This window comes from Arenibacter certesii DSM 19833 (assembly GCF_000429545.1).
Lineage (GTDB): Bacteria > Bacteroidota > Bacteroidia > Flavobacteriales > Flavobacteriaceae > Arenibacter > Arenibacter certesii.
This window is the reverse complement of the sequence record NZ_AUCB01000005.1, coordinates 57847-72282: the sequence shown is the minus strand read 5'-3', so window position 1 is coordinate 72282 and position 14436 is coordinate 57847. Positions and strand designations below refer to the sequence as shown.

General features: G+C 39.7%; 10 protein-coding genes. 2 read left to right on the top strand and 8 right to left on the bottom strand.

Features of this window, described 5'->3' with window-relative positions:
- Window positions 1–10: 10 nt before the first annotated feature.
- The 8 genes from G466_RS0102355 to G466_RS0102320 all read right to left on the bottom strand — a co-directional run bounded on the left by G466_RS0102355 (window position 11) and on the right by G466_RS0102320 (window position 9699).
- A complete protein-coding gene (locus tag G466_RS0102355; protein WP_026812203.1) occupies window positions 11–1411 on the bottom strand; it encodes a neutral/alkaline non-lysosomal ceramidase N-terminal domain-containing protein in 1401 nt (466 codons plus the stop codon).
- Between the two features lie 8 nt (window positions 1412–1419).
- Window positions 1420–2559, bottom strand: a complete 1140-nt coding sequence (locus G466_RS21295) for a sialidase family protein (protein WP_205622017.1) — start codon at window positions 2557–2559, stop codon at window positions 1420–1422.
- On the bottom strand, window positions 2556–3881 hold the full coding sequence (locus G466_RS21290) for a sugar MFS transporter (protein WP_084418680.1): 1326 nt from the start codon (window positions 3879–3881) through the stop codon (window positions 2556–2558). The genes G466_RS21295 and G466_RS21290 overlap by 4 nt, the downstream gene beginning before the upstream one ends.
- A gap of 32 nt (window positions 3882–3913) precedes the next feature.
- On the bottom strand, window positions 3914–4792 hold the full coding sequence (locus G466_RS21285) for a bile acid:sodium symporter family protein (protein WP_034234424.1): 879 nt from the start codon (window positions 4790–4792) through the stop codon (window positions 3914–3916).
- A 259-nt stretch (window positions 4793–5051) separates the two neighbouring features.
- A complete protein-coding gene (locus G466_RS0102335; RefSeq protein WP_026812202.1) occupies window positions 5052–6077 on the bottom strand; it encodes a polysaccharide deacetylase family protein in 1026 nt (341 codons plus the stop codon).
- A gap of 19 nt (window positions 6078–6096) precedes the next feature.
- Complete coding sequence (locus tag G466_RS0102330; RefSeq protein WP_026812201.1) at window positions 6097–7017, bottom strand: alpha/beta hydrolase; 921 nt, start codon at window positions 7015–7017, stop codon at window positions 6097–6099.
- Entirely contained in the window at window positions 7004–8386 is a 1383-nt protein-coding gene (locus tag G466_RS0102325; RefSeq protein ID WP_026812200.1) for a PhoPQ-activated pathogenicity-related family protein, read from the bottom strand. Before G466_RS0102325 ends, G466_RS0102330 begins: the two co-directional genes overlap by 14 nt.
- Before the next feature lie 11 nt (window positions 8387–8397).
- The gene (locus G466_RS0102320; RefSeq protein ID WP_034234422.1) at window positions 8398–9699 is read right to left on the bottom strand and encodes a hypothetical protein; all 1302 of its coding nucleotides are present in this window, start codon (window positions 9697–9699) and stop codon (window positions 8398–8400) included.
- Window positions 9700–10006: 307 nt separating this feature from the next.
- On the opposite strand from G466_RS0102320, the gene G466_RS0102315 reads away from it, so the two are divergent.
- Both G466_RS0102315 and G466_RS0102310 read left to right on the top strand, forming a co-directional pair.
- Window positions 10007–10957: a PKD domain-containing protein gene (locus tag G466_RS0102315; protein ID WP_084418678.1), complete on the top strand. Its 951-nt coding sequence runs from the start codon at window positions 10007–10009 to the stop codon at window positions 10955–10957.
- 63 nt (window positions 10958–11020) lie between these two features.
- Window positions 11021–14422, top strand: a complete 3402-nt coding sequence (locus G466_RS0102310; RefSeq protein WP_026812197.1) for a SusC/RagA family TonB-linked outer membrane protein — start codon at window positions 11021–11023, stop codon at window positions 14420–14422.
- Window positions 14423–14436 lie beyond the last annotated feature (14 nt).

The following is a 14436-nucleotide window of genomic DNA, read 5'->3' as shown; positions in this document are numbered from 1 at the left end:
TTCTGCTGCTTTACAAATTGGGATGAATAAGCGCATTGGCCATTTTAAAATTAAGTTCCATAAGGTAATCTCCCATGCTAGGGCCGTACCATCCCATTAGTGCCGCTTCATAGGTGTCAAAATAATAGTATTTTGCAGGTATGATATAGCCTAGATATTGTCCGTTGAAACTACTTAGGACCAATTGATGATCTGCAGCTTCCATTGCATTTTTAAGGTCTAATCCATACTCACCACTTAATTCATAGGGTAGGGTAATCCAAACAAGATGGTTTAATTTTAATCCTTGCAAAGGGATAGATGTTATTTTAGGCATCAATTTTTTTCCAAAAAATGGAGACAATCGCAATCGGTCAGAAATCTTAAAGAACTGTAGTTTTGGAATCTCCAATTCTGTATTGATGGTTGATAAGTGGAGGTCTGCATGATATTCTAATCCATGTAAAATTACTTGAGCAGAATCTGCCAAGGTTTCCCCTATATATTTGGCTTTCTCAAATTTTTCGCCTTCTCCTTTGTTAGAATGACTACCTACTGTGCCAGCAAAGAAAAGAGCAAGGTCAGTTCCGTTCTCCTCTAAATGTCGCTGAAAATAACCTGGGTAATCCCCGCTGAATTCGTCATTAAATGTTCCTATCACAGTGGCATGTGCAGAATAGACTCCTATAGTTGCGCTTTTTCCTGAGTCTTGCTTAAAGGATAACACATCTAACCTATCATTTAACCTTCCCGACTCTCCGATGATTCTATTTTTCACCAAATTAGGAACTCTAATATCCCCCGATGAAAACTGAGCGGGTTGTTTGTCTGCTAAGGCTTTTTTTATAAGGGTGGCTATCTTATCACTCAGCCATGCAACCATCTCTGGTTGGTATTCTCCCCCAAAACTTTCCCCAACATAACTAGGAAGGCAGTTGCCAATACTAGAATGGGTATGAGTGGCTCCAAATAATAGTTGATCCCTTGCAATTATGCCTTTTAGTTTTTCTGCAACTGACAATACTATAGGTTCTGGCATTAGGAGGAGATCGGCACTAATTATAACCACTTCTTTTTGTCCCACCTCTAAAGCAATGGCTTTTGCATAAATAGAATCGTGCACTCCTTTGGCAAGCTTACCATCCCCATACCCTGCTAGTTTAATTCCGCTAAATTCTCCTTTTTCTGGATTCGGATTTCCCTTGACTATCGTGGGGGTAATATTTACCTTGGCAAAGCCGGCAAGAAGCGGACCATTGGATTCCGTCTTGTTTTTTGCTGCCAGCTCCATTTTTGCAATGGTATTATGGTAATACGCCGTTTCAAAATAGGGAGTGGTATCAATAGTGGCAGTAGCAAAAAAGAAAATTAAGGCTAATAATAATAGAAGCCCAGCCATAATTTTCAGTGATACCTTTCCCCATTTTTTCATTATCCCTTTTATTTAAGCTTTGTAGGATCTAATTTTATGTATTTTACTGTTTTCCTATTCCAAGTATATACAATATGAACCATTCCATCATCGGCAAGAAGCATAGTAGGGTAGGAGTACTCTTCCCCTTCTTTATCCGTGTTTTCGCGTAGTGGTTCTAAATCTAGTACCCTATTCCATTTTTTGCCATCCGTAGATAGTGCCAAACTCAAGGGTACTCGGTCGCCCCAGTTTTTCCCTGTAGGGTTATATATCAACAATTGTCGGCCATCTTTTAGACTTACTCCATCTATACCCGAGTTTGGATTGGGGAGTTCCGTAGCGGTCATTTTGTCCCAGGTCTTGCCATAGTCATTAGACCAGTTTTGGGAGATTACCTCGTTTTCGGTGCGACTCAATAACTGTAGTTTTCCATCTCCATAATCTAATACTACCGGCTGTATGGCGCCAAACTCCTTCCCATCGTTCAGCGATTCGGTCCGGTGCCAAGTTTTACCCGAATCTGAACTATGCTCCATATGTATCTGCCATCCGTCCTCATCACTTTCTGTACTGGAAGGAGAAATTATTTCTCCATTGGCCAATTGTATAGGCTGATTTTTTATTGGACCCAACACTCCATCCGGAAGCATTGTAGGGGCAGACCATGTTTTTCCATCATCATTGGAAGTCATATAAAGACCCCACCATTCCTTAGGATCGGGTCCTACTTTGTAGAATAACATTAGAGGTTGTCCTTTTGGCTTAAACAGTACAGGGTTCCAGCACGGAAATCTAGAGCCATCGTCCTGTATCCCATTAGCTACCTCTACAGGAGTAGACCAAGAGCCGTCTGTTTTGCGCGATACCCAAATACCTACATCGTCATTTTTTTCTTTGGTTCCCCCAAACCAGGAAGCTACCACAGTACCATTGCTTACTTCTACGGTAGAGGCATGGCACTCCGGAGTTAGTGCCTTATCCAATTCGTAAATAAATGCTTGTTCTACAATGGCAGGATGATCTAATGGAATAACTTGAGGTAATTTTTCCATTTTTTCATTACAAGATACCAGTGTCAAGGAGCAGAGAAAGAATAGTAATTTCATGCGATTGGTTTTATTTAATTGATGTGGTGGTACTGCTGTAATCATAGTTTTCTTCTTCATATTTTAATCTTTTGGTTGTAAATATTGCTACTAAAATCGGTAAAGGGTTTAGGGGGCGTAGGAGAACCAAATAATTCCTTTATTTTAATGGTCTCGTTGTTAATAAGGGGGTTGGCCCAAAAGCCAATGCTAAATATAAAGCCAAGAGTAAGGTATAAAAACACCATTCCGCCCCTAAGGCCTATAGCATCTCCAAGAACACCTACGATTAAAGGAACTACTGCACCGCCAACTATGCCGGAGCACAAAATACCGGATAATGCCCCATGGTTGTTTCGTACGGAATTTAAAGCTAATGAAATAATAATGGACCACATCACAGAAGCAAAAAATCCTACCATAGGAAATGCAATTAGTGCAATTTGTGCAGTCCCGAATAAAGCAGCGGTGAGACTCAGAATGGCAGCGCCAGAAAAAAGTTTTAAAACTAATTTACTATCCATTAGTTTTAGTAATATAAGACCTAAAATACAGCCTACCGTTAATAATCCCCAAAACAAAGAAATAGAGCTTGCTCCTTCAATTCTTGGGTTTAAGCCATGGTATTGGGATAAAAACTGGGACATCCAGTTTGCTACCCCTTGCTCAGTGCCCACATAGGCGAATACAGCCATGAAATAGAGGATGACTTTTTTGTTTTTTAAGAGATCTTTGTTTGTTGCCCAATTGCCTGTTTTTTCGTCCTCATTTCTTTCCACTTTAGGAAGTTTTATTGGGGAGATGAAGACTAACATCAGTAGACAAATTAAAGCGAATATCCAGTATAAGGAAACCCAAGGTAATTCTGCGGGCACCAGATTATGAAAAAACGTAATAATAAAACTGCTGTTACCTGTTTCGGAATAACCTTCTAGATTTAGAACGAGATAAGAAAAAAGGAAAGGGCTCACAAAAGAAGCCAGTCCAAAGGCCAATTGTCCCAATACGGAATTGAAAGCGAAATTTTCCTCTCCGCCAGCGACCCTTAATAATGGGTTTATTGCAACTTGTAACATTGCCATTCCAGAACCTATTAGGAATAGAGAAAGTAAAGCAATGGGAAAAGTGGGGATCAACGAGAACAATATAGCACCACAGAAAGCGATGAAAAAAGCGCCTAGGATAGAGGACTTTTCACCATATTTCTCTACAGCAACTCCAGAAGGAATAGAAAATACACCGTAGGCTATAAAGAAGGCGAATGGTAATAATGCGGCCATAGTGAGGCTCATTTCGAAATCCGTAATAATATCAGGGATCAATGGCCCTAAAATATTAGTTAGAAAAGAAATAACAAAAAAGATGAAAAGGATTAGAATTACAATTAGGTGTTTTTTTCTCATATAACAGGGGTGTGAGGGGAGTTAAAATAGGATTATTCTTCTACGCTTAGTTCGTCTTTTACGCCAAGTGGCTTTCTTATGAATATGATCACTGTGGCGGTTACAAACATTAGGAGTCCGTAGATAGCAGGAACTATGGAGTACTCAGCATTATTAAGTGCTATGGTAGCTAAAGTTATGGCCAAGGTCCCGTTCTGAATTCCGGTTTCTATAGATATGCTAATGGCCTGCGGTCTGGATAATTTAAAGATAACGGCTAATAGAAAACCTAGGGTCATCGTACTTACATTTAACAATATAGCTGGGAGCCCTGCTTCCTGCAAGTAGCTCATGAATACATCTTTAATGCTAATGGTTACCCCTATAATTACTAGAATAAATATTATGGCCGAAGCTATTTTTACGGGTTTATCCATTTTAAGCGCGAAGTGTGGGTATTGGCCTTTAACCAACATTCCCAAACCCACTGGGATCAATACGATTACAAATAATTGCTTTACCATGGTAAGGGCTTCTACAGAAACCGCTAAACTTTGGTTAGCAAATTCTATGAGGGCAAATTGTACAATAATAGGAATTGTGATGATGGTTAGTAAACTAGATACTGCAGTGAGGGAAACGGATAACGCCAGGTCGCCCTTGGCTAAGTAAGATAACATATTGGAGGTGGGGCCTCCAGGACATGCAGCCAATAACATCACGCCAACAGCGGTGGTAGGGGACAGGTTTAAATATATGGTTATAAGATATCCAATTAAAGGTAATAAGATTATTTGGCAAGAAAGTCCCACAATCATTGCTTTTGGATAAATCAATACCCTTTTAAAATCTGAAAGGGTAAGAGATAATCCCATCCCAAACATGATAATGATAAGTGAAATAGCGAGGATAATTCCAGAGGTAGTATTCATAAATAATTATAATATCTTAATTATTAATCCTAAATCTTCAGGATGGTAGTCCATCCACTACCAACAAATAAACCATATAGCAAGGACAATTGCTTCGTATATATTATGCTATATGCATCATATATTGACTCAACTTAAATGGATATTTTAGTTGCAAACTAACTAACCAATACAGCTTGAGAATAGATTTAAGAGCTCCTTGTGGCTTCTTTCTATGGAATGATTCGTACAGTATCAATATTGCTATTTGCTACTATATTTACATCTCTTTAAACCGTTTCATTATCTCCCTCCAATTCGTAAAAATAATATCCTCGTTTTTAAAGAACTCTATTAACTCTGGATCTCCAAACATCTTAGCTTCCCAAACCCTTTCTTGCCATGAATTGGTTATGCCTTTTAAATTTTCTGTTTCCACGGAGGGATGGAAAATAATCTCGGTTAGTCCTGGTTCTAACCCTAAGATTAATGCTTTAAAGTTCTCTACCTTTTCTTCGTAGGATTTCGCCTTAGGCGCACTAGTGAAAAAGTCTAATTTTGGGAGCGTGTAGTCCGCAATCATGTTCACTACCGAATCATCTAACGGATATCCTTGCTCCTTAAAAATAGCTAATACTTTTGGATTGGAAATATCAATAATATTGGCTGGGATGCCATATTCCTGTGCTACTTTTATGTAAGCTTTTACAAAACTGGGATCGCCGTAAAGCGTCCCCATATGGGTGTCTATATGATGTGGAGTATAGCCCCAAGCTAGGGACTGTTCTATTTGAGCACGAATCTCTTTTTCCACTTCTTGGGCAGTGGCGTGTTGTACCACTTCGGGAACGCTTCGCCATAATTTAGCTTCAGGGTCTAATAAGCCCGGAACTTCGGTTTTATCGGTAATCGGTCCCCAACGATGATCTTTCCATTCGCTGGTTAATGTAAGGTGGAGGCCTATATCCATAGACGGATTTTTTATAGCCCAGCTAATAAATTCTTCCGCATTTGGACAAGGAATCATAACTGCTGCGGACTGAATTTGACCAGCTGTTAGCTGTGCTTTTGCCGCAATATTGGCTTCTGGACACATGCCAATATCATCAGCATGTAACATGATAACCTTTTTTCCTGCTGGCCATCCTAATTTTTCCGCCCAGGTACTGGGTGTGTTCTGTGATATTTCCGCAGTCTCCAAGGTTTCTGTAGCCATTTGGTTATTACTCTTTTTTTCTCCGCATCCTATTAAGAAAACAGATAGGCAAAGGCCTAGGATAAATTTAGGTTTGTGTGATTTTTTCATGGTCATGTTTTTTTGTTGATTATAAATGTTCATTAAACCAGTTTAGGCCATCTCCATAAATTCTTTCTAAAGGAGTATCCCTATGTTTGGCGTTGTACCAAATTATAGCTTTTGGCTGTTTTGCCTTCCTAAACAGTAACTTGGACATAATTGGCGGAACTACTTCATCATTTTCTGCATTTAACATCAAAAAGGGGCGTGGGGCAATCATTTGTACAAAGTTGAGTGGTTCTATAATACTGGTAAATTCTTTCGCTTCATGGGAAAGGCCAGTCCTTCCATAAAGTAAATTCAGTTGTCCCCCAGCTAAGGCTACGATAGGTACTTTTACCCGCGTTTCTACCCCGCAAAATATAGTGCCTGTAATTCCTCCCAAGCTAATCCCATAATATCCTATTCTTTTCGCGTCCAATTCCTTTTGGGTTTCAATAAAATCTACAGCACGTCTTAAATCAAAGACCGTCTGGGATATAATCTCCCGAGTCCAATATTTATAGTCTCCTGTAAGGTCAAAATCATAGAAATCACCTTTTCTTTCCCCATGGTCGCTCATGTCTAAACGTAGTACTGCATATCCATTTTTAGTGAAGCGGGAATTACCGTATGTAACATAATCTACCTCTTTATGGTCTCCGAGACCATGCATTAGGATGATTACAGGGTAAGGCGCTTTTTCATTTTTAGGAATACTCAATAAGCCTGTTACCATTTTGTTGTGTGCACTAGTATACTTTAAATGATATAATTTAAAAACATCAGTTTCTTCAAGTAGGGCTAAAGTGTCTTTTAGGGGGATTACCTTATCATATTCATAGTAACTAGTTACGGCTATAGTTTGCTTGGTTTTAAATAGGGATAGCCACAAAAAAAGTGAGCTTAATAGCAATAGGGCGATAAAGCTCGCTACCCAAATCCTGCTTTTTTTATTAAAGAACTTCATTGGTATCCGTTACATACATCCTAGTGCTCTTTGTGTATAGCTCTCCATTGGAATCGGTATATTCCAAATCGATATAAAAGGCCTTATATCCTTTCTCAGGGAAGGATATATTGTAAATAATACTTTCCGGATCTGTGATGTCAATTTTTATAGGTGACCACTCCTCATCCCTAAAGTCTCGATCTTCGGAATCTGCGGACCATAAATAGGCGTTTTGTAGATCTTTTGCCGTGGAATGTACAGTAAGGGTAGCCAATTCTGTGTTCGTGGATATATTATAGGTTAAAGGGGATAGGGGTTCCTCGTTCAATGAATTTCCCCAGAAAGCACTTAGTGCCCTAAGGGCTTGTTCTCCTCCTCCAAGGTCATGGCCAGCATTGGGGACATAATGAAGGTAGTTTTCTCCCGGAATATCATCTATGTAATTTTTAACGGCATCTACTGGCCAATATTCGTCATTGGTGCCAATAAATATCAGTTTAGGCATAGTAAGTTGATCCCTATATGAGTAAGGGTCTATCATTTGGGTTAGGGCATTTCCGTCTGCAGAGCGCACTGTTTGCGGAATTTCTAATTTTATATAATCGTTAATCTGTACGCTGTATTCATTCCAAGCAGTAATGTGATAATCTAAGCTTACAGGCATATTTAGCACATCTATAACCATAGGAGCAATTGCGGTAACCCTATTATCACTAGCACCAGTAAGCCAAGTGGTCCACCCTCTTTTAGAGGCTCCGGAAACAGTGAAACGGGTAATTGGTTGTTTTAATTCTTTATCGCTAAACTCCTGTATGGCGTCCATAGCCCTTACCGCACTCTTTACCATAGGGAAAAGTAGGGGCCAGGTTAAATCTTTGTCATTTTTATAATTGTGTAGGGTATAGGATATGAGCTCATCCTCTACCATCCCATCATAGAGAGGCTGATTAGGAACTTGTTTTATAATCGCTACAATTGCTTGGTTTTTATCTGCGATATGATTAAAACTTTGTGCTCTTTTATTTTCTTTATTGGACGACCAATTGGGAGAGCCATCCTTTATGCTTCCCCCCGTAATAAATAATAAGGCGCCATCATGAGATACTTTTTTTGGCACCAATAGGGTAAGTTGGTGTTTCCAAGTAAATTCGCGCCATTTTTGGGAAGTAAGTAATAGCTCGTAAACAGTGGACTCTCCAAGGTTATAAGTTTCCTTAATTTCCCACTCATAATGAGAGTCATTGTTGTGCAAATAACTTTTTAATGCAGTTTCGGGAGTTATAGGGTCCGAAACACTCTTATTATCTGCTAATTTGGTTGGACCTTCCTTACAGGCCGAAACTAGTACTAAGAATACTAGTGTAAAAAGTGATAGGTATTTTTTCATTGCTATTTGTTTTAATTGGATGAGTATGTTTTAATGCTGTCTGGTAATGGACTTTTATTAATGAGTTCCAGTAATTCCGTAACCAAGATTTCACCGGTCATTTCTCCTAAACTAGTCTTGGTAATATATTCGTATCGCTTAAAACTGTTATAATCTTCTTTGGTTAAGATATAACCAAAAGCATCATTAGTCAACCCAAACAGGAAAGAATGATCTGTAGGCATCTTTCGCTTTAGATAATAACCAATATTGGGTAAGGCTTCGCCGGGGATGGTTAGAACCTGGGCAGTACCTATATTTAAAAGCGTAATAGCGGTTGAAATTTTACCGTCATCAGAAGTTCCCGTGCTTAATGGAGAGTTGTTTAGTATAAAACGCATCATTTCAGATTCAATTGGAAAAATGACTTGTTTGCTCTGTACGAACATTTGCGGATCGAGCTGGGGTTTTGCATCCGATAATAAACGTAAGGCTTCATCTGCCAATAAATTACCTATTCTAATACACTCTTCCCAATCGTTTGCCTCCTTGCCATTATCTAATCTATTGTCTGCCGTGACCATACCTCCTTGCGCCCCGTTCATAAAAAGGGCCATTCCTTGGGTCTTGGAGGTAATACGATCATATAACGGACCAATTAGATCTGGACTCAATATTTTTTGATTATTACCTATAACTTCAGGGTGAATCGCATAATTTATCAAGGTGACAATAGGCTTGTCTTTATTTTTTCCAGAAGTGCCAAGCGCTTGTATTACCCCACATCTAGGGTCATAGAGTTGTGGTGCATAATAGTTGTAAGCAATTTTACCCATTACTTCTCCAACTGTAATTTTTAGATAAGCGGATTCTAAACTTTCAATAGCTTCATTTATTGCCTCTGCCATTTGTATAACGCACCAGTCTAAATAAGCTAGATCTGCGGTAGTCTTTCCTGTTTTATCAGGGAAGGCATACGCATCTGGCGCACTGTGGGTGTGGGTTGCTCCAATTACAATATTTTCTGCAGGAATGCCTTTAATCAATGCCTTTGTTCTGTTTCCAAGGGCAGCGGGCCAGCCCAGGTTATCTATATTCACTATTGCAATTCGCTCTCCTGCCTTTTCTAGGACCATCGCCCTAACGGTTAGTTCGCCTTTTTTAACATTTGAGGGCTTTGGCACTCCTACACCTCCAGAAACGGCAATAAGAGGGTCTGGCGTAATCATTCGCATAGCTGCTCCAACCTTAAGATGCTGAGACTGTAGCCCAACTGAGAAACAGTAGCAAAGAAGACTAAATAGCAACGGGGAAAATCGTGAAGAATTTAGCATTATATAGCGTTATTTAACATTATAGTCAGGAAAAGTTGTAATTCTAAACAAAGGCGTAACATTAAGAATATTGACTTTTTCGGTAAAATTATATTTAAATAATTAAATCGAAGGTTAATATTTAATGTGTTTTTAATAAAATAGCTGAATTATAATGAAAATATTAAGGTTAAGTTTGATGATTAATTAATATCTTATGATTATAATGAGAATTTGAAAATGCAAGTTAGTAGGGGGAAGATTACAAGCTTTTAAATACTTAAAATGAAATTTTAACCAACCACACATTTAACTAAAAGCAATACCTATGATGAAAAAAAATACAACAGTAATTTTTGGAATGCTGTTTTCTCTTTTATTGTCTTTGTCCTCCTGTAGCTCAGACGATTCGGTTAAGGATAGTTTTCCGCTCTCTGCGGATATCTTTAATAGCGTAAAGGGGAAGAAGGTAGCCTTTCAAGGATTAACGAATAGTGCAGTCTCCTGGACATGGGATTTTGGAGACGGAAACACTAGCACTGAGAAAAATCCTGTACATAATTACGCCACGGGAGGGTATTATACTACTACTTTAACAGCTACGGGGGCCAATGGGAGTTCTGTAACTAAAGAGATCCAGTTGGCCGTAGATCTTACGCCCTATATTCTTCTTACTGGCGGCCCAACGGCAACTAATGGCAAGACTTGGAAATTAGCTAGTAGTCACTCTGCTTCAGATTATTTCGCTAATGCGGATGCGTCATTATCGCCGTTTGCCGGTGCGCCAAATCCACTTCCTGCAGGAATTATGGGTGCTGGTTTAGGCATAGGGGAGGTGTACGAAGACGAGTATACCTTTCATTTTGATGGTAGGTACGAGCACGATGTGAAAGCTGACGGGGCTGCTTTCAGTGGTCTTGTCTACCAATTTGTGACCACGGGAGGAGCTGGAATTGTGAACCCTAGTGCCGATCAAAGTTTTGGATTGTGTACAGGACGATATACCCCAGATGACTCCGCAACGTTTACCTATGTGGAAAGTGAGGACTTTACCGTTCCTTCAGTATATGGCCCAGGTATGTCCTTAACCTATAAAGCAGTAAGTACCCTTGATTTTTCAGGTACTGAATTTTTGGGTTTTATGGATTTCCAACGGAAAGTAATCCTATTGGAAGTTAATGATAATACAATGCGAGCGGCAATGTTTATGGCAGCATCTACAGATGCTATTGGAATTAATACCCACGCATTGGTTTTAACCTTTGAAGTTGTGAAATAAACCGTTAAATCATTAGTACACGGGGATATTCCGAAAAAATTTAACCAACCACAAAACAATTTTATGAACAATTACATAAATTATCTAAAACCGATAGTTGGACAAGTTTGTTTGCTGCTGTTGTTCCTAAGCACGGCTGCACTATCGGCACAATCAGGTCAACATACGGTATCGGGTAATGTTTCGTCATGGGATGACGGAACTCCCTTACCTGGAGTAACCATACTAGTTAAGGGTACCACCCAGGGGGTGTCTACCGACTTTGATGGAAATTATAGTATTAATGTACCTTCAAGCAATAGTGTTTTGGTCTATTCTTATTTGGGATATAAGCCAACCGAGACACCCATAAATGGTAGAGCAACTATTAATATAGTTTTGGAAACCAGTGCGGAAAACCTAGATGAGGTGGTTGTTACTGCACTTGGTATTAAAAGGGCAGAAAAATCCTTAGGGTATTCTGTAGAAAATGTCGCAGGCGAAGAACTTACCCGTGTGGCCCAAGAGAACGTATTAAATTCCCTCTCTGGGAAAGTAGCAGGGGTAACCCTAAACGCTACCGGAGGTACTGGTTCCTCTGTAAGTATGGTGATAAGAGGCGCTATTTCATTGAGTTCGGATAACCAGCCGCTTTTTGTAATAGATGGGGTGCCAATTGCCAACTCGGTTAATAACGTTGGCGGTTTTGGTAGGGATAACCGAGTAGATTACGGGAACGCTATTTCGGATTTGGATCCTGAGAGTATAGAGGATGTAAGTATATTAAAAGGACCTAGTGCTGCGGCACTTTATGGTTCCAGAGCTGGTAATGGTGTGGTATTGATTACTACTAAGAGAGCAAAGGATAAGGAAAAAATGAAAGTCTCCTTTTCGTCCAGTACCGTTTTCGATGTTCCTTATAAATATTTAAAACAGCAGACGAGATTTGCTTCTGGGTATTTTTCTTTCTCCCCAGAATCCCAGGGAGGAAGTAATATTCTACCCGAAATATCCTTGTCTGGAGGTAATTCCGGTCCAGAATTGGATAAAGGGTATTATGCGGTACAATGGAACGCACCATTAGATGCCAATGGCGTTCGCATACCTACCGAACTCAGGTCTTACCCCAACAATATTAAGAATTTCTTGCAAACGGGAATTACTACATCCAATAGCCTTACGGTGACCAACAGTACAGAAGCGCTTAATTATAGGTTAGGGGTAACCAATATGGAGAATAAAGGACTTGTTCCCAATTCCGATGTCAATAGAAACAGTTTTTCCCTTTCAGCATCGTCAAATTTTAATCAAAAACTAATCATAAGTACCCACGTAAATGTGGTGCATAGCTTTTCAGATAATAGGCCAGCATCCAATAGAGGAGCAAATCCTTTACAATGGGCATATGCCATGCCTGCCAATATAGATATACGGAGTATTAAGGATTATGATCTTCCAGGTACAGACGTACTCAGTATCTCCGAGGATTATAATAATCCCTATTTTTTGGCGTATGGGATAAACAACAGCAATTCTCGCTACCGTATTTTTGGTAATATGGCCTTGGACTGGCAACTATCCTCTGATTTCAATATTAGAACCAGTTATAACCTGAACAGTTACAATCAGACGCAAGAAACCAAAATGTCTCCTGGGTATAATAATGAACCTAATAATGGGACCTATGGTATTGCTAAATCGGATGGGTTGGAGACCAATGTGGATTTACTGGCCACCTATGCCAAGGATTATGGGGATCTTGATGTTAGTATTTCCGCAGGGGGTAATTTAATGTATCAAAAAAGTAGTGGCCTCAGTAATTCTGCAGCATCTAGGGTTGGACTAATAGTACCCGATCTGTTTACGGTGAAAAATATAGCACCAACTGCTTTGGAATATTCTAGTTATTTAAGTGAAAGAGCAATCAATAGTGTTTACGGTCTTGCCAATTTCGGATTTAAGGATATGCTGTATTTGGATGTTACGGCGCGGAACGATTGGTCCAGTACCTTGCCCATAGATAATCGTTCTTATTTTTATCCATCAGCTTCATTAAGTTTTTTATTGAGCGAAGTGGTCAATATTCCCAAAATGAATCTGTTTAAATTAAGAGGAGGGTGGGCCCGGGTAGGGAACGACACCAGTCCTTATCAATTGGGAGCCTATTATAACAACGCTGGCCAATGGGCTAATGCAATCTTGTATAGTGCTTCGGGAGGATTAAGCACCCCAAGCTTGGAACCTGAGGAGGCAACCTCCAAGGAATTTGGTTTAGATCTAGCCCTCTTTAATAATAGGGTTCGTTTTGAGGGGACCTATTATACGGTGGAAAACAAAAATCAAATCGTTCCCAGTGTGCCAATTCCAGGTTCATCGGGATATAGCAGTGTAAGCATAAATGCGGGGGTTCTAGAAAGTAAGGGCTATGAATTTTCTTTAGGGCTTGCCCCAATTAGTACAGAAAATTTAAATTGGGATCTAAACCTAAATTTCACCACCAATGAATCCAAGATAAAAGCGCTTGCCGAAGGGATAGATTATATTGAATTCTGGAGCGATAATAAAAGTGTCTCTAGGGGTTATGTTGCCAGTCCCGCTACTGGGGAAGATGGCCTAGTGGGTAATCTTTATTCTCCCAAAATAAAAAGAGTAACAGATACTAGTTCTCCCTATTTTGGATACCCTTTGCTAGGTGAAGGTGAGGATGCCGAATGGCTGGCAGAAGAAGAACGCGTAAAGGTGGGGAATTATAATCCTGACTTTATTATGGGATTACAGAGTAGTCTGTCCTATAAGAATTTTACACTGAATTTAACCTTCGATTGGCGCTCTGGAGGACAGTATATGTCCCAAACTTCCAGGTATATGACCGAGGATGGATATAGTCAGCAATTATTGGATAATTTAATCAATCCCGGGATTTCTTCTACTGGACAGGAATTAAAGGATTGGGTGCTGGACAATGCCGACTTATTAATTTATGGAGAGAATTTTATATCCATTGGAGGACCTCCAGGAAATGGTGGGTTCCCAGAAGCATTAGGGGGTAGCGTTGTCTATGATGGGGTCTTTAACGCTGGTGTGGTAGGGTATCACGATGAAAATGGCAACTTTATATTGGAAAGAGAGAACCTTGGCTTGGAAGGCACCAGTTTTATCCCCTTTTCAGTTGCCAATGCATGGGATTTTGGAACTCCCCATATGTTCGATGCAGACTTCATCAAGCTAAGAGAAATATCCTTGGGCTATGATCTCCCCCGTATATTTGTAGATAGGGCCGGACTACACAATGTAACCCTTTCGGTATATAGTAGGAACATTATGTTGTGGACTAAGGATTCGGCTTTCGGAATAGATCCCGAAAGGGCATATCAGGCAGAATCTGGGCAAGACAAACGCGGTACACAATTTAAACAAGGTATTGAGCGCTATAACGTAGATCCATGGGTGATCCCGGTAGGGTTTAAAATTGGTATCACATTTTAAATAATAAAACTATG

Bases quoted from the DNA above. Each gene is read 5' to 3' on its own strand.
- G466_RS0102355 (WP_026812203.1), bottom strand. From the start codon at position 1,411: ATGAAAAAATGGGGAAAGGTATCACTGAAAATTATGGCTGGGCTTCTA.
- G466_RS21295 (WP_205622017.1), bottom strand. From the start codon at position 2,559: ATGAAGAAGAAAACTATGATTACAGCAGTACCACCACATCAATTAAAT.
- G466_RS21290 (WP_084418680.1), bottom strand. From the start codon at position 3,881: ATGAGAAAAAAACACCTAATTGTAATTCTAATCCTTTTCATCTTTTTT.
- G466_RS21285 (WP_034234424.1), bottom strand. From the start codon at position 4,792: ATGAATACTACCTCTGGAATTATCCTCGCTATTTCACTTATCATTATC.
- G466_RS0102335 (WP_026812202.1), bottom strand. From the start codon at position 6,077: ATGAAAAAATCACACAAACCTAAATTTATCCTAGGCCTTTGCCTATCT.
- G466_RS0102330 (WP_026812201.1), bottom strand. From the start codon at position 7,017: ATGAAGTTCTTTAATAAAAAAAGCAGGATTTGGGTAGCGAGCTTTATC.
- G466_RS0102325 (WP_026812200.1), bottom strand. From the start codon at position 8,386: ATGAAAAAATACCTATCACTTTTTACACTAGTATTCTTAGTACTAGTT.
- G466_RS0102320 (WP_034234422.1), bottom strand. From the start codon at position 9,699: ATGCTAAATTCTTCACGATTTTCCCCGTTGCTATTTAGTCTTCTTTGC.
- G466_RS0102315 (WP_084418678.1), top strand. From the start codon at position 10,007: ATGATGAAAAAAAATACAACAGTAATTTTTGGAATGCTGTTTTCTCTT.
- G466_RS0102310 (WP_026812197.1), top strand. From the start codon at position 11,021: ATGAACAATTACATAAATTATCTAAAACCGATAGTTGGACAAGTTTGT.